Origin of the sequence: Mariniflexile maritimum (assembly GCF_009746565.1) — a bacterium.
GTDB classification, from domain to species: domain Bacteria; phylum Bacteroidota; class Bacteroidia; order Flavobacteriales; family Flavobacteriaceae; genus Mariniflexile; species Mariniflexile maritimum.
Genome location: NZ_WRPN01000002.1, coordinates 231,464 through 252,866, shown reverse-complemented (window position 1 = coordinate 252,866; position 21,403 = coordinate 231,464). Strand labels below are relative to the sequence as shown.

The following is a 21,403-nucleotide window of genomic DNA, read 5'->3' as shown; positions in this document are numbered from 1 at the left end:
ATCCCGCTACAAAAATTTGTAACGGGATTTTATACGTCATGTGTATTGGTTACAGTAATAACCTGTTTATTCTTGAACTACAAAAACTATTGGTAATGAATAGGGTACGGTTACCGGTTTGCCACGTTGTTTACCTGGTTGCATTTTAGGAAGCATGTTTATTACACGTTCTGCTTCTTTTTCTAAACCTGGGTGTGGTGCTCTGGCACGAATACCCGTTACAGCGCCTGTTTTGTCTATTTTAAAGATAACGTTTATACGTTGCCTTCCTGATAAGCCCAATTCGCTTGCTAATTCTGTATTGAATTTTTTATTAACGAAATCCTGTATTTTTTGCGACATACATGCCTTTTTAGCATCGTTGTTGCCGCTTTCGCAGCCAGGAAACACGGGTACGTTTTCAATAACGGCAAAAGGAACCTCAACATCTTCTTCAACCTGTGGGGCCACTTTTACGGCTTCAACCTTTACTATTTTTTGTTCTTGATTGGATTCTGTTGACTGTATAACGGTTTCCACAACTTCAACCTCATCCTTTACAATCTCGATCACTTCGGGAGCAGCAGGTGGCGGTGGCGGTGGCGGTGGGGTTTGTAATTGGTTTGTAATTGGAATTTCTTCTTCCAATTCTTGATCCATACTTACAACACCTATATCGGTCGTCGATTTATCGTATGTTTTGTAATTGATGGCGAAGTTTGTTAAAAATAACATAAGCGCCAAACCAATTGCGAAATAAAGTGAACTGTTACGTCCAACATTGGCTTTAGGATTTTTTTTAAGTTCCATAATTTTATTGTTTTTCAATATTGCTAAAATAACTATTTATTTGCCAAATAAACAAGCGTTTTTATTTTTTAATGTGTACTATTTTTTGAACTGATAAAATTAGTACCGCCAGCAATACGCCTGCTGTATTTGCCACAACGTCAAACACATCTGCCGATCTGTATGCCGTAATTGTTCCTTGTAATACTTCAATAACTATACCAAAAACAACACAAAACAACGCAATGTATGGCAATACGATGTCTTTTTTTGTTTTAACGAGCAAAAAAAATGTGTTTACCCATAAAAAAGTGAGCAGCAAATATGCCAATAAATGAAATATTTTATCGCCAAAAGAAACGCCCACATCTGGCATTTTGTTAAGCTTCATTAAACAAACACCCGTTAATCCAACCGTGTAGATTACGCTAACGCTTAACAAAAACGTTTTTTTGTTAAGCACCTATCAGTTTTTTGTAAGCTTCGGCCGTTAACAAAGTATCGGCTTGTGAAAGATCGGAGCATTTAATCTTGATCATCCAGCCTTCGCCATACGGATCGGTGTTTACTTTTTCCGGTGCATCTTCCAGCGCGGTATTGAACTCGATAATCTCGCCTGATAGTGGCAAAAACAAATCGGATACGGTTTTTACGGCCTCAACGGTTCCAAAAATTTCTTCAGCATCTAAGGTTTCATCAACGGTTTCAACTTCAACGTAAACAATATCGCCCAATTCACTTTGTGCAAAATCGGTAATGCCAACGGTTGCTATGTCGCCGTTCAAGCGTATCCATTCGTGGTCTTTTGTGTATTTTAATTCTGATGGAATGTTCATTTTATCTATTTAAGTTTGTTGCCAACAAATGTATTTATTCCCCTGCTAAATTCAAACTGATTGGGTATTAATTACCAAAATTATATCGAATGGTAAACCCAGAGCGAATGGTGGTTTGCGGAAATGCCGTAGAAATGGCATATTTTGAAAACGTATAATCGAAATAAAAGATGCCCGTTAGGTTTTTGCTGAAGGCATAATCGGCCGAATATTTCAGTCCCCAAATGGTTTGTCCCGAAGTTACCTGGTTGTTTTCCAAGTCTAGGTACCTTATGATGGTTTTATTTTCCCTTACGGAAACATCGGCCTTCATATTCAAATCGCTCACGATACGCTTGCTTGGGCCTGCTAAATTGGAGTTGATGCGCAAATCCTTGATCCTGTAGCCCAAGCCCACAATATATTCATTGCCTTGTACTTCGGTCATTAAATTATTGTCAAAACTCAACGAAATCAGGCGGTCTTTCTGGATTTCAGCCAATATTTTAACCGAATTCTGCATCTCGAAATCGATACGCACCAACGGACTGAACATTTCGGTTAAGTTGATATTGCTGAACAAGGTTTCATTTTTATAGTTCCCCGATTGGTCCTTAACTTCGGGAAGTTGGCTATCATAATCTAAACTGAAATTAGGCGATGCATAATCCAAATTCGATTGAAACTGATTGATGGTATAGGTGGAGCGGTATCCATGAGTTAACGAGAAACGTTTAAAATTCTTTTTAAACCAAGCGTATTTCATAAAACCGGTATATTTTAAATCCCAGTTAGGAATGGGCACATCGCGAAACGCCGTTGTTTTAACCTTACTGGCATCCTGACCCGAATACGCCGCTAAAAACGCCGGCAACAATACCGCTTGACTGTTTTTGCCAAAACCTTTAGGAAAGCCATTAGCATCTACATCATTAACGTCGGCCCCATTGTTTTGCGCCAAGCGTCGGGCAATTATTAATCGGTTTGCCCTAAAATCGTTAAACGCATCCGATGAATTCTCATCACTTTTGTTGAATGCCGTTTTAATCAACAGCGTTGAAATATTGAAATTCCCAAACGTATTGGGCGTAAGCGCTTCGTATTCATACGTGCTGCCCGTAGCGTTCACCCTAAAGTTTTCGGTGTAATTTTCATAATAGGTTCTACTGCCTACCAAATCAATTTTTAAATCCCTAACAGGTTCTAAACTTGCCGACACATCCAATTGCTTGGTGTTTGTAGTAGCGAATTGCTGGTTAAACTCTGGGAAAACCGTTAGCCAACCGCGTCGTGCCGCCAAATATCGAATATCGCTTTGGCTACCAAAGGTGAAACCGGCACTAGGTTTTAGGGTTCCAATAAAACCGGGGGTTTGTAAATAACCCGGTAAAAACGTACCATTATTTTCAGAATAATTAAGTTGAATACGCTTAATACTTGTTAAAATATCGATACCCGCATTTAATAATTTTGTGGTGGACTGGTTCTTAATTTGAGGTTGGTTGGTTTTGTTCTGCGCTGGGTTTGGTGGCGTTCCTGGTGTGGTTCGGGCCCGTACGCGCGCGATTGGTTTTTTTACCAAACCAATATACCTGTACAACTTATTCATATCAAAAGTTGTATTGATATTGTGGGTGTTGGCGTTTTGTATGGTATTCCCTAAATCGTAGGTGTTGCCATCCAATTCCAGCTCACCATATAAATCGGAGCCTTTTTGCCATTGGAAATTACCACTGTATTGATAGGTGGCGTTTACAAAACTAAAGGTGGGGATTTTATTAATGGGCACTTGGTAGGTAATGCCTAAATCCTGCGATTGGCGGTTGGGGTCGCCAAAATCGAAAAAGCCATCCCAAACATCTAATTTTTCATCTTGCTCGCCGTTAATGATGTTGTCCTTAAAATAATTGCGCACAATATTATTGTTGGCCGCCGTGAAATTTAAGCTCAAGGCTTCGGTAATGTTGTAATTGATGGTGTATTGAAAATCGAAGGTGTAATTTCTTCGGAAAAGTTCCTCAATTCCAATATTAGGGCCACCCAAATCGATTTCCCTAAATTTTTGACGGTTAAATTGCCTGTTGATGTTTGAATTAAGCGTAAAACTGGAGGGCAATAAATTAAGGTTGAAATCTTTTAGGATTTTCCAGTAGTTGCCCGTAAACAACGAATCGTTCTTTTTGAAAGGTTCAAATTTTACAGGATTAAAATTGAAGGCGTAATTAGCGCCCACACGCAGCATTTTATCAACCGCGTTCTCAATTTCAAAATCGCGGTGCTCTACCTTATTATACGAGTAGTTTAAGGTGAGGTTTTCAACATCGTAAAAACGCGGTTTGGCATCGGTGGTACGGGTTTTACGAACGCCTATAAAATTGATGCTTTGGCGCTTCGTGTAATCTTCCGATTGTTGCTTGATCTGTTCACGCTCTGTACTGGAATTGGCTGCTTCCAATCGGGAATCCAAGGTTAAATCTTTATAGAACTGGTCGTATTTTGGCGTAATCAATTCTTCACTTTGCCCATAATTAAAGGGTACCTGAATGCCCCATTTTTTTGGCAATAGCTGCCCCACATTTACGTTGGTAACTACGTCGTACTGTTTCACATCCTCCAAACTGCGCTGGCTTGGGCCTTGTTCGATCGTGCCAAAACCAGAAGTACTTTGTCTGCCGGTGGCACTAATATTCATAAAATCGGCCATATTGGTATCCATGCTTACCACGGCTGCCCAACCGCCTTCGTTGTCTAAATCGGATAAGCGTAGTTCGTTGAACCATACTTCGGCACACAGGTCGTTTCTGTTGGTGGCATTTTTAACGCCAACCATAAGCGTTCTAATGTCGCCAAAATTGGGGTTTCCTTTGATACCAATACGATGCTGTCCAGCCACATAGCCCGAAAACGGATTGGATACCGTTACCAGCTCATTACCCACCACATCGTAAAACGTGGGGTCTTCGTTGTTCAAGGTCATATCCGAAATACCTTGGGCTTTGATTTTGCCCAATAAATCGATGGGCAAATTAATTTCGTTATCGGTAGGCCACAGGCCTTCACGGGTTGTATTTGTTGAGACCTGTAACGGAATTTCTATTTGATAGTAATTTTCAGTTAAGTCGTTACCCATACGAATAAATCCTACCAAATTATCGTTTGCCAAAGGCCCCGATTCACCAGCTTCCGCGTGCATAAACATGCGTAAACGTTTATACTGGCGCATATCGATATTGATATTTTTATAAACTGCCTTAGAATCTTCAACTTCCAGATTGCACACATTTACCTGTAACGATTGTTCATTCTGTTCAATCACGGTATTGTTGTTGTATAGCTCTTCAGGCTCAATACCCGGTGGTCTTTGGTAACTGCCCTCGTTTTCTAAGGTACCAATAACACCTACTGAAAAATCGGTTTGCGGATCGGTGGGTGTTGGGTCGTTTTTATCCAAGGCTTGGGTATAGCGTCTCCATTCGCTTCGCACCAAATCCAAGGTACCAAAACGGAACACGGTGGGCTGTGAAAATTCCTTTAAAAACACACGTGTAAAGCGCACCGAACGCAAATCGGTAATACCGCCTACCGCCTTTGCATGACTGCCTTGAACCGGTATGCGCAATAAATACCAGCGTACATTGGGCGATTGTCCGTTTGGAAGTGTGCGGGGACGTTCTTTATAATCGACTAAAAATTCCTTTAACGGGTTGCTTGCCGGCAGGTTATCAAAATCGGCTTTCGATTCTGGTAAATTCTGTCTTGTAATAGCCAATTCATATTCATAATAGCTATCAATCGTGTTCATGGTATTATCACGGTTAATATCCTCTACATCGGGTTGGGTGTTGGCACCTCTATCGGTATTTGAAAAGGTATCCGGGGTGTTACCTTCTACGCCATTGTATTTTTTGTATCGCTCGAAAATACCGCCATCGGCATTTAAAAAATAGGTATAATTATCGTTTGAAGGGTCGCTTCCAAAACTTGCACCAAAAGCGGCAATTTCATCTGCATCACTGTAACCATCATAACCCACATCTTGGTTTTTACGTTCCTCACCGTTTGTATCGAACGCATACACTAGCGATTGGTTTTGTGGCACTACCGAACCCCATGCTGTAACGGGCAACAAATCGATATTACCATCTTTAGGCAAACCGTTCTCGTATATTTTCCGGCCATCTTTAAGAATATCCTCTGAAATGTTTCCTAAATCGAAAACCAATTTACCACCCGGATTTGATGGGTTTTCCTGAAAAGGATCTTGCAACCAAAACTCAATGTACTCGACGTTTTGCTGTTCAAAATCGGTGGAGGTTAATTGTCTGGTAATACCCGCCCAAGACGTTGCCGGATTACTGATGATGTTGTTTGAAGCCGCTGGATCAAAATTATAAGGCCCTCGTTCGTTGGGGTAGAAAGCCAAATCTAAGGTGTTTAATACCGAATTTTGCCCTTGTACCAAATCTCTGTTGGGGAACAGTTCGTTTATAAACACCCGACTGGTGTACAAACTAGACAAATCGTTGTCTGAAATACCATTGGGCCGTTGGCTACTGTAAAAAATGGGGTCGATGCTGTACCAATTGAGCATGCCCCTGCCATACCCATTTTGAATGCCATTGTTATCGTCGCCCGGTGATGCAGTTAAATCCAACGGTCTGCTAGACAGAAACCACGATTGTTGCGACTTTAAATCGATGGCATTTTGCGAACCTTCAAAATCATCGACATACGAGGTTGCTTCCCCGTTTAAGTTGGTGCCTTTTGGTGCGCCCGGTGCTAAATAGGCAAACTCCCCACGCAGGGATAGATTGGATTCTACATCGGTATCGATATTGGGTAATTTATTTGCCAAACGCGTTAAAAAAGGGACTTTGGTGGCAAAGTTTCCGTTAAGTCCAAAAATAGTATTGTTGATGGGCTCCGAACCGTAATTTGCTTTTTGGGTGATGGGGCGTTCATTCAAATTTAAAAGTGTACCGCCCAATACGAAATTTTCATTGAATTTATGTTCTACGTTAATGCCCGTAAAACGCTTGGTTTGCTGCCCGAATACCGCATTATTTTCGGTGGAAACCTCTATGGGCGTATTCGATGCTTTTAAAGCTTCGTCTAAAATTTGAACCCGACCTAATTGATAGTTTACGGTATAATCGATGCCTTCAACCAACACGCGCCCACCGGCAGTTACTTTTACCGAGCCACGTGGCACATTGAACGACCCAATAGGAATACCATCGCCACCGCTGGACTTATAACGTCCTTTTAATTTGAACTTATTTTTTTCAACAGCTTCTAAAGCGGCTGTTTTGGTGCTTTTATACAGCACATCGTACACGTATTTTTTTTGGTTGTCGTTGTAGGTGCTGTTGCTGTTGTAATCTTCACTGTTGTTTAATGATAACTTGTTGAACAGGTATTCCCCAAAAGGTTCGGCACTTGGGAAAATAATTTTTCCGCTTTGCGATAATACCGTAATGCCTTCAACATAATCAAAAAAACCATCGCCTTTTGATTGTGGGTCGTTATTGTAGTTTAACTTATCTAAATTGAAAACCCTTAGTAAGGGCGTTTCCTGCAAAGCATCATCATTAGGTCCTGGTGTTGGAAATGCGGTAGTACCAACAGGTTTTATATAGTTTAAAGGCGACGCTTCGTTGTAAAAAATATTCAATTTAAAATCTTCAGAACTTAAGTTATAAGCACCTGTATCATAAATATTTTTCATCATCAAATCCCAAACAGGCTGGTTTACATTGGTAATGCTGCTCTTTAACATTTTTACCACTAAATTACTATTAACAACCGATGTTACTTGCCCTGATCCGTTAGTTGTAACGTTGGTAGCATCAACTCCATCATTTGCAAACTCACCTACTTGATACACTTGTCCGCCCAAAGTATATTGAAATGCTACTGCTAACACTTCATCATTATTTAAGCGTTGATTTAAAGAAATGTATCCTAATTGCGAATTTAAAACATACTCTTGTCCGCTAATTAACTTTCGAGCATTTTCTAATTTTGAATAGTCAGATCCCTCTTTTACTACGGGAGAAAGCAAATCTCCAAAACCTTGTGACACTTTTGATATATCTCTAATATCTACTGTTAAGGCAGAAGTTGTTCCTATTTTAGTAGGGTCAAAATCATTATTGCTATTATCAGGTATCGAGTTCGGTTTATTTATAAATCCTGTGTATCCAGCTGAATTTGGATCCAACAATATTTTATCTGCAGTTGGATTTAATGGGTCATAAACAGATTCACCAATATCTTGTAATGCAATAACATTTCTAACATTATCGGTTTTATTGCTTCTATTAGTTACCCAAACCTCAAGTCTAGTAATTTGAAGTCCGCCATTATTTAAATACGGATAAGTGGATAATGCTTTATCATACGTATCTCGAAAGTACTGCGCTAAGAAGAAGTGTCTGTTTTCATCGTAATCTCTAATAAATAATTCAAACTCTTCTAATGTTCCACCACCTTGAGCAATAACCGTATTACCTTGAGATTTTTGTTCAGAAAACACACCTGTAACGGTTGTTTTGCCAAATTGCAACTGTGTTTTTACACCAAACAAACTTTGTGCTCCTGTAATTAGCGAACTATTAAGTGGCATACTTACGTTACCTACTTCTATTTTTTGGATGATATCGTCTTCGGTTGGCGTGTACTCTAATTTTATTAAATTTTGAAAATCGAAGGTTGATTGCGTATCATAATTAGCTGTTACTTGCAAACGTGTTCCTACTTTTCCTAGTAAACTTAAGCTGATACGCTGATCGAAATCGAACGTAAAGTTACTTCGGTTACGTGGTGAAAATGATGGGTTGTCTTGTTTTGAAAATAACATTCCTAAATCCATTTCAACCGACCCTTGCGGAACAACTTCAATGGTATTACCTCCAAAAATAGATTCAAAAAAATCAGATTTCACATAAAACTCTGGCAACAGGTTTTTCTGGGCATCATCGGCACCTGCTTTTTTGCCATCAAATGCATCTATTTTTTCTTTGTAATATGACTTTACACTTTCTTTCGCAACTAAAGCATAATATTCCTGGGGCGTTAAAATAACGGGGTAATTGATATTGAAACTGCCTATTTTTTCAGTGTATATATAACGATTGGTTAAAGCATCGTAGGTGTATTTAGACTCGATACTATTGGGGTTTGGGGTTTTAATGCTTCCTAAATTAAAACCTGTTTTAACCGAATCTTGAGCGGTAGGTTGCTGAGACCATGCTGAAACAGAACACAAAAATACAAGAACTAAAAATGTGCTTCGACTGCGCTGAGCATGACATTTTTTAATGGATTTATAAAAATTAAGGTTAGTTATATTCAAAATCTATTATAAATTTTTTAAAGCTTGTTTAATAATGGTTTCTACGTTGGCATCTGGTTGAGACATCACAATTTTATCAACAACACGTTCGGCCTGTTTTCTAACAAAACCAAGCACTTCTAAAGCAGATAACGCTTCATCTTTATTGGTATTGCCTTTAGAAACGGAAACTTCGTCAATATCGTAAATCTTTAGGACTTTATCTTTTAAATCGATAATAACCCGTTGCGCGGTTTTTGCGCCAATCCCTTTTATCCCTTGGATTAGGGCAACATCGTTTGAAGCGATGCCCTCAATTACTTGTTTTGGCGTTAACGACGAAAGCATGGTACGGGCAATACTGGCGCCTATGCCACTTACTGAAATTAACAGCCTAAATATATTGCGCTCTGCTAACGATGAAAAGCCGTAAAGCGTATGCGCATCTTCCTTGATTTGAAGGTGCGTAAACAACTTTACATGTTCGCCATCTGGAATTTGGGAATAGGTATGCAACGAGATATTGAGCACATAGCCCACGCCGTTGCAATCAATAACAACATCGGTTGGATTTTTTTCTATAAGTTTCCCTTGAATATGTGTTATCATTTATAGCAATTTGTTAAGCAACCAAATGTAATAAATTTATTTTCAAATGAATTACTTAACATTTCCCTTTTCCTGTTCCTGTTTCTCTTTTTGTTGCGCATCGATGACGGCAATGGCGGTCATGTTTACAATTTCATCTACATTGGCACCCAATTGAAGAATGTGCACGGGTTTTCGCATGCCCATCATAATTGGGCCAATGGAAACGGCTTCGTTTAATTCTTTCAACAATTTATAGGTGATGTTTGCCGCATCTAAATTTGGGAAAATTAGGGCATTTACCTTTTTTCCAACTAGTTTAGAAAACGGGAATTTTTCTTTTAACATATCGGCATTAAGCGCGAAATCGGTTTGCAACTCGCCATCAACAACCATATCGGGGTAGTGGCGATGTAAATAGGCCACGGCATCGCGAACCTTTGTGGCGTTTTCATTGGACGACGACCCGAAATTTGAGTAGGAAATCATGGCCATAACCGGATCCATGCCAAACATCTTAACGATTTGCGAGGTCATGTGGGCAATTTTGGTAAGCTCTCTGGAAGTAGGATTGATATTTATGGACGTATCACTTAAGAAAATAGGCCCGCGCTTGGTCATCATTACATTGGTAGTTGCCACGCGTTGGGCGCCTTTTGCCATACCAATAAGTTCTAGCATGGGTTTTACCACCGAAGGATAATTTCTGGAATACCCTGAAATTAACGCATCTGCATCGCCTTCGTTAACCATCATGGCCCCAAAATAGTTGCGTTCACGCATTAAGCGCTGCGCCGAATAATAGGTAACCCCGCGACGTTTGCGTTGTTCCCAATAACCTTTGGCATATTTGTTCTTGCGTTCGTCTTCTTCTTTTTCTTTGGGGTCGATAATAAGAAGATTGGCATCAAATTCAATTTCAGCCATCAACTGTTTTATGGTTTCCGTTCTTCCCAATAAAATAGGGATGGCAATGCCTTCTTCATAAACAATTTGGGCCGCTTTGATAACGCTTAAATGATCTGCTTCGGCAAAAACAACCCGTTTTGGGTTCAATTTTGCACGATTAAACAACAGTCGGATTAATTTATTATCGGAGCCCAAACGTTCGCGCAGTTCATCCTTATATTTTTCCCAATCGGTAATGGGGTCTTTGGCGACGCCACTTTCCATGGCTGCTTTTGCTACTGCCGGTGGGATTTCTACAATTAATCGGGGGTCGAACGGTTTCGGGATGATGTAATCCTTACCAAACGTTAATTTGGTTTCACCATAAGCGATATTCACTTGTTCTGGCACCGACTCCTTTGCTAGTCGCGCCAAGGCTTTAACCGCTGCCATTTTCATGGCTTCGTTAATTTTGGTGGCGCGCACATCCAAAGCACCCCTAAATATAAAAGGAAACCCGAGTACGTTATTAACCTGGTTAGGATGGTCGCTACGGCCAGTTGCCATGATTATATCTTTACGGGTGGCTATGGCAATATCGTATTTAATTTCAGGGTCTGGATTGGCCATAGCAAATACGATGGGGGTTTTTGCCATGGACAAAAGCATTTCTGGAGACACTATGTTTGCCATGGAAAGCCCAATGAACACATCGGCATCTTTCATGGCTTCATCAAGGGTATCAATTTTTCTGTGGGTGGCAAATTCGGCTTTTTCAGACGTGAGGTGTTCCCTATCATCGCGTATTACCCCTTTGCTGTCGAGCATGACCATATTTTCGCGTTTTGCGCCCAAGGCTTGGTATAAACGAGAGCAGGAAATGGCCGCAGCACCGGCACCACTTATTACAATTTTTACTTGGTCGAGTTTCTTTTTTGCAATTTCAACCGCATTGATTAAAGCTGCTGCAGAAATGATGGCGGTACCATGTTGGTCGTCGTGCATTACGGGAATGTCCAACTCTTCTTTTAAGCGTCTTTCAATTTCAAAAGCTTCGGGGGCTTTGATGTCTTCCAAATTAATACCTCCAAAAGTGGGGGCTATATTTTTAACGGTAGCGATGAATTCTTCAATGTTTTCAGTTCCTACTTCAATATCGAACACGTCAATATCGGCAAAAATCTTGAAAAGAAGTCCTTTGCCTTCCATCACGGGTTTTGAAGCTTCCGGACCAATATTTCCCAAACCTAAAACAGCGGTTCCGTTGGATATTACAGCGACCAAATTTCCTTTAGCCGTGTATTTATAAACGTTGTTTTTGTCTTTTTCTATTTCTAAGCAAGGGGCAGCAACACCGGGTGAATAGGCAAGCGATAAATCGCGTTGGGTTGAATATTTTTTGGTGGGAACTACTTTTATTTTACCGGGGAAAGGTTTGGCATGATACAACAGCGCCTCTCTACGCATGCTGTCTTCCTTACGTTTATTGTCTTGGCTCATGGAAATAATTAATTAACAAGTAGAACAAAGATAACAATCCTAGAAATGAAAACGCCATTCTTTTTAATGAAAGTCTTAATCTTTTAGAAAATTGATATTCCGTTTTAAACCAGAAAATTTGGTGCGTTTTACGGCGGAATCCTTAAATATTTTTTTAAAAACATCTTCGGTAATTTCATGCCAATCTTTCTTTGTCATGGAAAGCAATTCGGGATGCGGGTTAAATAGAGGCTCGTTATGCGGTTTTGAAAAACGGTTCCACGGGCATACATCTTGACAGATATCGCAGCCAAACATCCAATCTTCAAACTTTCCTTTAAACTCTGTGGGGATGTTTTCTTTAAGTTCAATGGTAAAATAGGAAATGCATTTGCTGCCATCAACCACATACGGTTCTGTGATGGCTTGCGTTGGGCAGGCATCGATGCATTTTGTACAGGTACCACAATGATTGGTTGTTATGGTGTCGTATTCCAATTCTAAATCAACAATTAGCTCTGCAATAAAATAAAATGAACCGACTTGTTGGGTTAATAAATTGCTGTGTTTGCCAACCCATCCCAAACCCGATTTTGCTGCCCAGGCTTTATCTAAAACCGGCGCAGAATCTACAAAGGCACGTCCATTTACATCGCCAATTTCAGTTTGAATAAAGTTTAAAAGCACTTTGAGCTTATCTTTTACAATGAAATGATAATCGGTGCCATAAGCATATTTTGATAGCTTAAAACTGTTTTGGTTTTGAGTTTCTTGCGGAAAATAATTGAGCAGTAAAGAAATAACCGATTTGGAACCTTCAACCAATTTTGTGGGGTCCAAACGTTTATCAAAATGGTTTTCCATGTACTGCATTTGCCCATGCATATTTTTATTTAGATAATTTTCCAAACGCGGGGCTTCTGCTTCTAAAAACTGGGCCTTACTAATGCCACAAGACAAAAAACCGAGGCGTTTGGCTTCGGTTTTGATTTGGTTTGTATATACTTCTTTGGTATTCATTTTAAGTAATCCTGAAATAAATTCAGAACAACGCAATGGTTAAAACAACCCGCCTTGAATATTGGTTTTTATTTTTCCCAAATGCCTGTATGCCAACTCGGTAACTTCACGCCCACGGGGAGTTCGCATGATAAACCCTTGTTGTATTAAAAAGGGTTCGTAAACTTCCTCTATGGTTTCGGCACTTTCGCTAACCGCGGTTGCCAAGGTTGAAATGCCCACAGGGCCTCCTTTAAATTTTTCGATGATGGTGGTTAAAATTTTATTGTCCATTTCATCCAAACCAAAAGCATCGACATTAAGGGCTTGCAAAGCGAATTTCGCTATTTTGATATCAATGCGTCCGTTGCCTTTTATTTGTGCAAAATCGCGTACGCGACGCAACAACGCATTGGCAATACGTGGTGTGCCCCGACTTCTGCCTGCAATTTCTACGGCAGCTTCCATGGAAATGGGAACGTTTAATATGGAAGCACTTCGTTGCACTATGGTTGTAAGCAGCTCGGTGTTATAATATTGCAACCTGCTTTGAATACCAAATCGCGCCCGCATAGGTGCAGTTAACAAACCTGACCTTGTGGTTGCGCCCACCAATGTAAACGGATTTAGATTTATTTGAACGGTTCGGGCATTGGGTCCAGACTCGATCATGATGTCTATTTTGTAATCTTCCATGGCGGAATACAAATATTCCTCGACAATAGGACTGAGGCGATGGATTTCATCAATAAACAACACATCACGTTCGTCTAAATTGGTAAGCAAGCCCGCTAAATCGCCAGGTTTATCCAAAACAGGGCCCGATGTTATTTTGATGCCCACATTCAATTCGTTTGCTAAAATATGGGCAAGCGTTGTTTTTCCAAGTCCCGGGGGGCCATGAAATAACGTGTGGTCCAATGCTTCTTTTCGTAAATTGGCAGCTTGAACAAAAATCTGGAGGTTTTCCAACACTTGGTCTTGGCCCGTAAAATCGTTAAATGACAGCGGTCTTAACTTTTTCTCAACATCCAGTTCCTCGGGTGAAAAATGTTCGTTTGTTGGGTCTAGGTTTTCGTTCATATTTAGTTCCTGCGTAGGCAGAAATCCTTTTGATTATTTGTTGAAATAGCTACTTTACCGAATAACCGATAAAAACCTACAAGGTTTAAAAAACCTTGCAGGTTGTTCACGCAAATATAAAGAAAAAGACCTTTGCAATGACTAATTCGCTACAAAGGTCTTTTTTATGATGAATTATGAGATTCCTGCTTTCGTGGAATTTAGTTAATTCAAAATTGTAAATTCGCAACGACGGTTAACCTCGTAGCCTGCTTGATCGCACATACCGGGTTTTATGCAATGGTTAAGCGGTTGTGTTTCGCCATAACCTTCGCTTTTTAATCGGTTCCTGTCGATGCCTTTGCTTACCAAATATTCTAAAGTTGCAGCGGCACGACGTTTGGATAGGTTTAAATTATAGCGGTCGTTTCCGCGGGCATCGGTGTGTGCGGACACTTCAATTTGCATCAATGGGTATTTGTTCATTAAATCGACCAACACATTTAAGGTTGTAGCGGCATCTGGACGGATTTTAGATTTATTGAAATCGAAATAAATTTTATCCAATTCCACTTGAAGCGCGCCTTTTTCGTTTTCCTTGATGCGGGCTTCCACATCTTTGTAGGCTTCCAATGAAAAATTGATGTTTTGCTGAATTTTTTCTTTTCCGCTCGTGTAAAACTCAAACTCTTGCGAGATGTAGCCTTTTTGTTCTGCCCTAATTTTATATACTTTATTCGGTTCTGTTTTAAATGAGTAATCGGCTTTTTCACCCACAATAACATCTTGAACTATACTTCCTTTACTATCGAACAAGGTAACTAACGCGCCCAACAATGGCACTTTGCTATTTTTATCGTTCACTATTCCTGAAACCAAATATTTGGTTAACGTATTTTCTTGGCGAGCAAAATTGTACAACCTATCAAAACCACTTCGGTTTGAAGACACAAAGCCCTTGTTGTCCTTTTCTCGAATGGTGAACGCAAAATCGTCTAAATTACTGTTTACCGAACTTCCTAAATTTACGGGTGTATCGAAACTTCCATCAACCAAACTACTTCTAAAAATATCCAGTCCGCCATAACCCAAATGGCCATCGGAAGCGAAATACAAAACGTCTATATCGCTTATATACGGAAACTGCTCGCGGTGCTTGGTGTTTATTTTAGGGCCTAAATTTTCGGGGGTTCCGTAGGTGCCATCCTCGTTAACTGCCACTTTGTAAATATCAAAGCCGCCAATGGTTCCGGGCATGTCGCTGGCAAAATAGAGCGTTTTGCCATCCTTACTTAAAGACGGATGTTCGCAACTAAAGCTATTGGAATTGAAGGGTAGTTTGGTAACGTTTGCCCATGCGCCATCAACCCATTCTGCCTTAAAAATTTGAATTTGCGCAATGCGTTCATCTTCGGTTTTGGTTCGTGTAGCATTGGTCCTGTTGAAATACATTGTTTTTCCATCGCTGCTGAACGTTGCGTTACTTTCGTGCGAAGTGGTATTTATTTCATTGGAAAATGGGGTGATGTTTTCCAGTTTTCCATCGTTGGTTAGGGTTGCGAAATATAAATCCAAATAAGGCAAATTATTCCAAGAATACGATGGATTTTCCGTGTTTCTGGTAGAAGCAAAAGCCACTTTATCTTCACCATAAAACGCCAGACCGAAATCGCTACTTGTACCTGTTTCATTGATTAATTGTGCTAATTGAAACGTATGGGGCGTTGTTTTTTCATTTACCGCTATGAACGCTGGGGTATTTATTTCCTGGTTGTAATATTTACTTAAATGCGCATCGGCTTCTTTATAATCTTGAACCCCTTTTAAGGCTTGTGCATACCTAAAATTAAATTCAATATCGATAGAATCGCCATAATTTACAAACAACTCGCGGTAGGTTTTAACCGCTTTTTGAAGGTTGGCGTTGTAATAATAACTATCGGCCAGATTTTGCAGTACATGTTGCGTACGGTCGTTGGTTTCATAAATGTCGGCAGCCTGCATGTAAGAGCGCATTTCGAAGAGTTTATCGGCGCGCTTTAAATTACTTTTTTGCGCAAGTACGATGCCACTAACTAATAAAAGGCTGGCAAGTATGTAGGTTTGTTTTTTCATAACTTTAGTCGTTTTTAACGTTAGAAGAATCGAGGTGAACGGTCGTAACCCCCTTTAAGTCCGAATAAATCGACATCAAACAAAATAAAAAGTTCGTGCGACCCCGAGTTGTAGCTTCCTAGGTTATTGGTTGTAAAATCGTAAGCGTAGCCTATTTTTAATTCGGGCGAAATTCTAAATCCAACCAAACCACTTATGGCATCATCCAAACGATAGCCTAAACCTGCTTCTAGTTTTTCATTAATCAATACATTGGCCGTAATATCCAAAGCCAAAGGCGCACCACTTACGGATTTTGCCATAAAAGCGGGTTTCAATTTTAGGTTTTGATTGATATTGAACACATATCCGCCCGTTAAATAATAATGCACGCTTTGAACGCCCGTGGTTCGGATGCCATTTTCAACTTCCAAATGCTTGGTATTTAACATGTTTGGTGCAGATAGACCGATATAATAAGTATCGGTGAAGTAAAAAGCACCTATTCCCAAATTAGGAAATGTTTTGTTGATGTTTTCGTTGAAGGCAATATCGGTAGATACGTTGCCCGATTGCAAATTTAACCCATCAAAGTTGGTATCGAAAAGCGTAAAACCAGCTTTCAATCCTAATGATAATTTGCCTTCTAAACCCATGGGCAATACATACGCAAAATCGGCATAAATGTTATTTTCTTGTACAATATCACCAATATTATCGTTGGTAAAGGAGATGCCCACTTCAATATTCCGGTTAATGGGCGTATGTGCAAAAAAAGTGCCTGTTTTTGGTGCGCCTTCCAGTCCAACCCATTGCGTTCTGTACAAACCACCAAGGTTTAAAACGGCCTCATTGGCAGTGGCATAGGCTGGGTTGATAACGCTCATGTTGTACATATACTGGGTAAATTGAGGGTCTTGTTGTGCAATACTTTGAAGCGACATGAGCATGATACTTACTAAAGCGGCTATTTTATAATATCTATTTAAGTTTTTCATGATTTTCTAATTTTGAATTCTATAAATTATCTGCTTAAGTATAATCGCCCTTGTTTTGGTTTTGTAGAACCATCGTTAAAATTGAAAATATAAAAATAAACGCCAACGGGTAAGTCGCCACTACCAACAGTTCTTGATTGGTTTGACTTCCCATTAAAACGCGGGGTTGAAGCGTTGCCTTTATAAACCATATTTCCGTAGCGATTGTATATTTCCATTTCAAAATTGGGATATAGAATATCTAAATTGTTAACTTCAAACGTGTCGTTAACACCATCGCCATTGGGTGAAAACCCATCTGGTATTTTTAAAATGCCACAACTGGTTAAATCGGGTGTAACTGCTAAACGCACACTACTTTCACAACCTGTAACAACATCAATTAAAGCGGCATAATAGGTTGATAAATTTATAAGTTCGGTGGTGCTGCTTATCACATTTCCGTTTGTAGCGGCATCATACCAGATAATATTACTGGATGTTGCATTTTTTTCAGCAATATTTTGGGTCAAGTCTTCAATTTTAGGAACATCATTAATACAATATTCCAAGGAAACATCTTTAAGTGTAGGCACGGAAGCATCGGTAACCGTGGCAGTTATTTTTATACTTTGTGAAGATTGGCAATTAGAACCCGTGGTTTGGGTCGCAAAATACTCTTTCCCATTTATTAATGCGTCCGATGCATTTACTGGCGTTAATAGCGTCGCATCAGCATACCAAGAAACCGTACCCGTGGGTTGGATAGCCATTGCTAAACTGGCAACCGTTGGATTATCGACCAAACAAAAAGAAGGAGTATCATCTAATACCACAATTTGGGGCGAATCGTTAACCGTTACGGATATTTGTGCCGTTGCATCTGGAAAACAGGGTGCTGTTGCCGCTACCGTATAAGTGTAAGTTCCAGCCGCATCCGTTTTGGGGTCAAAAATACTGGTTCCGCTTGTTAATGCTGGCAACCACGTACCACCACTTTGTGCACCCGTTCCTAATAATGGGAATAAATCTACGGGACCATTAATAACACAGATAGTTATTGTATTATTTGTACCAGCATTTGGAGCTATGGTAACAGATACAGTTACTTCGCTACTTACCGTTCCGCATGCATTTGTTAGGGTATAGGTATATTTCCCTGAAGCATCAACCAGAGGATTGAAAACACCAGTACCACTAGCCAAAGCTGGCAACCAGGTGCCCCCTGCATCTGCACTGCCCAATAAAGTAAACAAGTTGGTCGTTCCGCTATTGCTGCAAACAGTTAAGGTATTATTTGCACCCGCATTTAAAGGCGGTTCTATGGTAATGGAGGTTATGGTACTCGCATCCAAACAAGGTGATGAAGCCGAAACTAAGTAAGTAAATCGATACGTTCCTGGAGTTACTGTTGTAGCATCAAATACATTGCCCAATAAGCCACCCGTTCCATCGGTATCTTGCCAAACACCTCCACTATCTTGCGTACCATCCAAAGCGGTAAACAAATCGACAGCATTGTTGGAACTACAAACCGTAATTGGATTTGGATTTCCTGATTTTGGCGACTTATAAATAACTGCCGTTACCAAGGTTCTTACGGAAGATTCGCAACCTGTTGTGGCATCTATTTGTGTTGTAAAGTATGTTTCGCCGTCAACCAATGAAACGCTGCCCAATAAAGCTGTTCCACCGGAAGCTTCCTCATACCATTGTATGTTGGTGCCTGTTGCCGTTAAATTTGAAACCGTGGCGGTATCGCAAAACTCCTGAATGGGGTTAGCTACGGGTGAAGGCGCATCGTTTATTAGGATGCTTACCGTTACCAATACATCATCACAACTTCCAATAGCAGTAACGTCATAGGTAAAATTATAAGTTCCTGCGGAAAGGCCATCAATAGTTACCAAATTTCCCGATAAGGCTCCAGAGGCATCATCATCGTTCCAACTGCCTGTTTGGTCTTCACCTGTTAACAAATCAAATAAATTAACGGTTTGCCCTGGGGTTATTGCCGCCAAACAAAATTCTAATGGTGCTGATGCTGTTCCAGATTCGGGAGCATCTTCAATGGTAACTACAAGAGTTGAACTATTTGAACAACCATTCGCATCGGTTATAGTATATGTGAAATTATACGAACCAATGGTTAAAGCGGTTATATTCACATCGCTTCCGCTTAAAGCACCTGTTGCGTTATCGTCGGTCCAAGTTCCTCCTGAATCTTCACCAGAAAGTTGCCCAAACAAATCCAATGGTGAATTGGAAACCAAATCGTTTTCACATAGAACAACAGGCGTTGGTGTGCCTGTTTTTGGAAGTGGGTTAATTGTTACCGTTACGGTTACCAAGGCGTCATCGCAAGTACCAATAGCAGCCACATCATAAGTAAAATGATAGGTGGCAGGTGCTAACGCTGATAAATCGACCACATTGCCCGATAGTGCTCCAGATGCATCATCATCAATCCAACTACCCGTTTGGTCTTCTCCGGTTAACAGGGTGAACAAATCAAATCCTGCCGGTGCAGATGCCTCACAAAATTGAGGAAATACCGCAATGGGAGTTCCCGCTTTTGGTGCTGGCAACACGGTTATGCTTATTGGCTCTTTATCAGAACATGCGCCATTATCAATGGTATAATTAAATATATACGGACTTCCTGCAACGGTTAAAGTTGAAGTATCAAGTAAACTTGAAATGACATTATTTGCTGCATCTGTCCAAGTTCCACTATTGTTATCTTGCGAACCATCCAAGGCATTGAATAGATTGAAGGGCGAATTGGCTGCCAAATCATTTTCGCAGAAGGTTTGGTTTACAGCAGTTCCTGCATTTGGATCTTGCAATATAACCACTTGAACTGTTGTTGATTGTTCCGGACACGGATTTGGCGCTAAATTTTGAGTATAGGTGAAATTATAAGTTCCGGGAGCTAGACCAGTTAAATCTATGGGACTTAGGACAATGGGATCGGAACTTGAGCTGCCCTGTGTCCATTGCCCGTTTGGATCCTCGTTTTGTAATAGACTAAACAAGTCAAATGCTGAAGGTGCAGTAGATTCGCAAAACGATGCAGGACTTAATGCTGTTCCAGAACTAAACGTTTGAAATACGCGTATGGTTACTGTTGCGATACCATCTGGACAAATGCCCGTGCTTGGCACGGTATAAGTAAAAACATAGGTTCCTGGAGTGGTTAAACTCGAAATATTAACAGTACCCAAATGTCCATTTAAAGTTGTTATTGGTCCAGACCAAAGGCCTGTTGCGTCTTTAATCCCTCCTAGTTCGTCAAATAAATTAAAATCGCCTGTGGGCAAACCATCAGAACAGTAGTCTAAAGTAGCAGGAGTTCCTGCATTAACGGGTGTGTTAATTGTTACAAGAACAGGAATGGCATTACTAACACAAAAAATATTATCAATTTGTATATAGTAGGTTTTTCCGTTCTCGAGTGGGGTTAATAAGGATAAGGCAGGTTGGATAGGTTCACCAAAGGCATCCACATTTTCGTACCACTTGAAATTTGTTGCCGAAGTTCCTTGGTTTAAATTTCCAACAACGGGACTTGAAGTGGAACAAAATTCTTGAGGGCTTGCAGGTGTGGGGTTTATGGGTGCCGTAAACACCCCAACTTGTCCAATTTCAAATTGGCCCTTACAACCGCCCGCATCAACAAAAACGATGTAATAATTTGAAGCACCGCCTGGAATGGCATCAGTGGCATTGGCATTGTTGGTTAATTTAAAATCATAATAAACTTCAACCAAACCGCCCGATGGAATACCTGTTTGCAAAACATCGTCAATATAGGTTTGAATTGTAGCGTTATCATTACTACAATAAATACGATCCAAGTTTTTTCCAGAAGGGTTAACGGTAAAGTCTATAACAATGGGCGTCCTTGGCCCACAAGTGCCTGAAGCATCACCCGCATAGTAGGTACCTTCTTTTACTAATTGGCTTGGGTTAAATGCCGTTCCACCAGTACTTGATGTGTACCAAACAATACCGCCACCAGTATCGGTAGCATAGGCATTTAGATTGGCAAACGTGAAACCGGCGGCATTGCAAATGGGTGGTGGGTTCGAGTTTGAAACTGTGGGACATTGCCCATAACTGGAAAATGCGGCCCAAAACAAAACCAAGATATAGGTTGCCTTTTTTAAGACATTCCTAAAAAAATGAGTTGTAATCATCATTGAAATATATTTGAATCATGTTTATAATAGCAAAATAAAAATCGACCATTCATTCGTTAACACCGTTAACAAAATTAATCTTACAGAAATTTATTAGCGCAATTTAACTGATTTTTTTGTATTTCAACGATATTTTTATAAATATTTTACATTACAGCGATAAAATATGTATTTAAACGGAAAAACTCACCT

The 21,403-nt window shown here is 40.1% G+C and carries 11 protein-coding genes; all 11 read right to left on the bottom strand.

Features of this window, described 5'->3' with window-relative positions; all coding sequences use genetic code 11:
* Positions 1–66: 66 nt before the first annotated feature.
* The 11 genes from GQO80_RS03915 to GQO80_RS03865 all read right to left on the bottom strand — a co-directional run bounded on the left by GQO80_RS03915 (position 67) and on the right by GQO80_RS03865 (position 21,211).
* Positions 67–789: an energy transducer TonB gene (locus GQO80_RS03915; protein WP_157207026.1), complete on the bottom strand. Its 723-nt coding sequence runs from the start codon at positions 787–789 to the stop codon at positions 67–69.
* 61 nt (positions 790–850) lie between these two features.
* On the bottom strand, positions 851–1,159 hold the full coding sequence (locus tag GQO80_RS03910) for a VanZ family protein (protein ID WP_157207025.1): 309 nt from the start codon (positions 1,157–1,159) through the stop codon (positions 851–853).
* A 64-nt stretch (positions 1,160–1,223) separates the two neighbouring features.
* Positions 1,224–1,604 carry a glycine cleavage system protein GcvH gene (gcvH, locus tag GQO80_RS03905; RefSeq protein ID WP_157207024.1) on the bottom strand — a complete coding sequence of 127 codons (381 nt, stop codon included), beginning with the start codon at positions 1,602–1,604 and terminating at the stop codon, positions 1,224–1,226.
* A 67-nt stretch (positions 1,605–1,671) separates the two neighbouring features.
* On the bottom strand, positions 1,672–8,940 hold the full coding sequence (gene sov, locus GQO80_RS03900; RefSeq protein WP_157207023.1) for a T9SS outer membrane translocon Sov/SprA: 7,269 nt from the start codon (positions 8,938–8,940) through the stop codon (positions 1,672–1,674).
* Between the two features lie 6 nt (positions 8,941–8,946).
* Entirely contained in the window at positions 8,947–9,528 is a 582-nt protein-coding gene (ruvA, locus tag GQO80_RS03895) for a Holliday junction branch migration protein RuvA (RefSeq protein WP_157207022.1), read from the bottom strand.
* A 51-nt stretch (positions 9,529–9,579) separates the two neighbouring features.
* Complete coding sequence (locus GQO80_RS03890) at positions 9,580–11,895, bottom strand: NADP-dependent malic enzyme (RefSeq protein WP_157207021.1); 2,316 nt, start codon at positions 11,893–11,895, stop codon at positions 9,580–9,582.
* Positions 11,896–11,970: 75 nt separating this feature from the next.
* On the bottom strand, positions 11,971–12,894 hold the full coding sequence (gene queG, locus GQO80_RS03885) for a tRNA epoxyqueuosine(34) reductase QueG (RefSeq protein ID WP_157207020.1): 924 nt from the start codon (positions 12,892–12,894) through the stop codon (positions 11,971–11,973).
* Between the two features lie 39 nt (positions 12,895–12,933).
* Positions 12,934–13,956: a Holliday junction branch migration DNA helicase RuvB gene (gene ruvB / locus GQO80_RS03880; protein WP_157207019.1), complete on the bottom strand. Its 1,023-nt coding sequence runs from the start codon at positions 13,954–13,956 to the stop codon at positions 12,934–12,936.
* Positions 13,957–14,160: 204 nt separating this feature from the next.
* A complete protein-coding gene (locus tag GQO80_RS03875) occupies positions 14,161–16,050 on the bottom strand; it encodes an OmpA family protein (protein ID WP_157207018.1) in 1,890 nt (629 codons plus the stop codon).
* 20 nt (positions 16,051–16,070) lie between these two features.
* On the bottom strand, positions 16,071–17,027 hold the full coding sequence (locus GQO80_RS03870) for a PorP/SprF family type IX secretion system membrane protein (protein ID WP_157207017.1): 957 nt from the start codon (positions 17,025–17,027) through the stop codon (positions 16,071–16,073).
* A gap of 26 nt (positions 17,028–17,053) precedes the next feature.
* On the bottom strand, positions 17,054–21,211 hold the full coding sequence (locus GQO80_RS03865; RefSeq protein ID WP_157207016.1) for a gliding motility-associated C-terminal domain-containing protein: 4,158 nt from the start codon (positions 21,209–21,211) through the stop codon (positions 17,054–17,056).
* Positions 21,212–21,403 lie beyond the last annotated feature (192 nt).

Coding starts and splice junctions, on each gene's coding strand:
- GQO80_RS03915 (WP_157207026.1), bottom strand. CDS start 789: ATGGAACTTAAAAAAAATCCTAAAGCCAATGTTGGACGTAACAGTTCA.
- GQO80_RS03910 (WP_157207025.1), bottom strand. CDS start 1,159: ATGAAGCTTAACAAAATGCCAGATGTGGGCGTTTCTTTTGGCGATAAA.
- gcvH (WP_157207024.1), bottom strand. CDS start 1,604: ATGAACATTCCATCAGAATTAAAATACACAAAAGACCACGAATGGATA.
- ruvA (WP_157207022.1), bottom strand. CDS start 9,528: ATGATAACACATATTCAAGGGAAACTTATAGAAAAAAATCCAACCGAT.
- GQO80_RS03890 (WP_157207021.1), bottom strand. CDS start 11,895: ATGAGCCAAGACAATAAACGTAAGGAAGACAGCATGCGTAGAGAGGCG.
- queG (WP_157207020.1), bottom strand. CDS start 12,894: ATGAATACCAAAGAAGTATATACAAACCAAATCAAAACCGAAGCCAAA.
- ruvB (WP_157207019.1), bottom strand. CDS start 13,956: ATGAACGAAAACCTAGACCCAACAAACGAACATTTTTCACCCGAGGAA.
- GQO80_RS03875 (WP_157207018.1), bottom strand. CDS start 16,050: ATGAAAAAACAAACCTACATACTTGCCAGCCTTTTATTAGTTAGTGGC.
- GQO80_RS03870 (WP_157207017.1), bottom strand. CDS start 17,027: ATGAAAAACTTAAATAGATATTATAAAATAGCCGCTTTAGTAAGTATC.
- GQO80_RS03865 (WP_157207016.1), bottom strand. CDS start 21,211: ATGATGATTACAACTCATTTTTTTAGGAATGTCTTAAAAAAGGCAACC.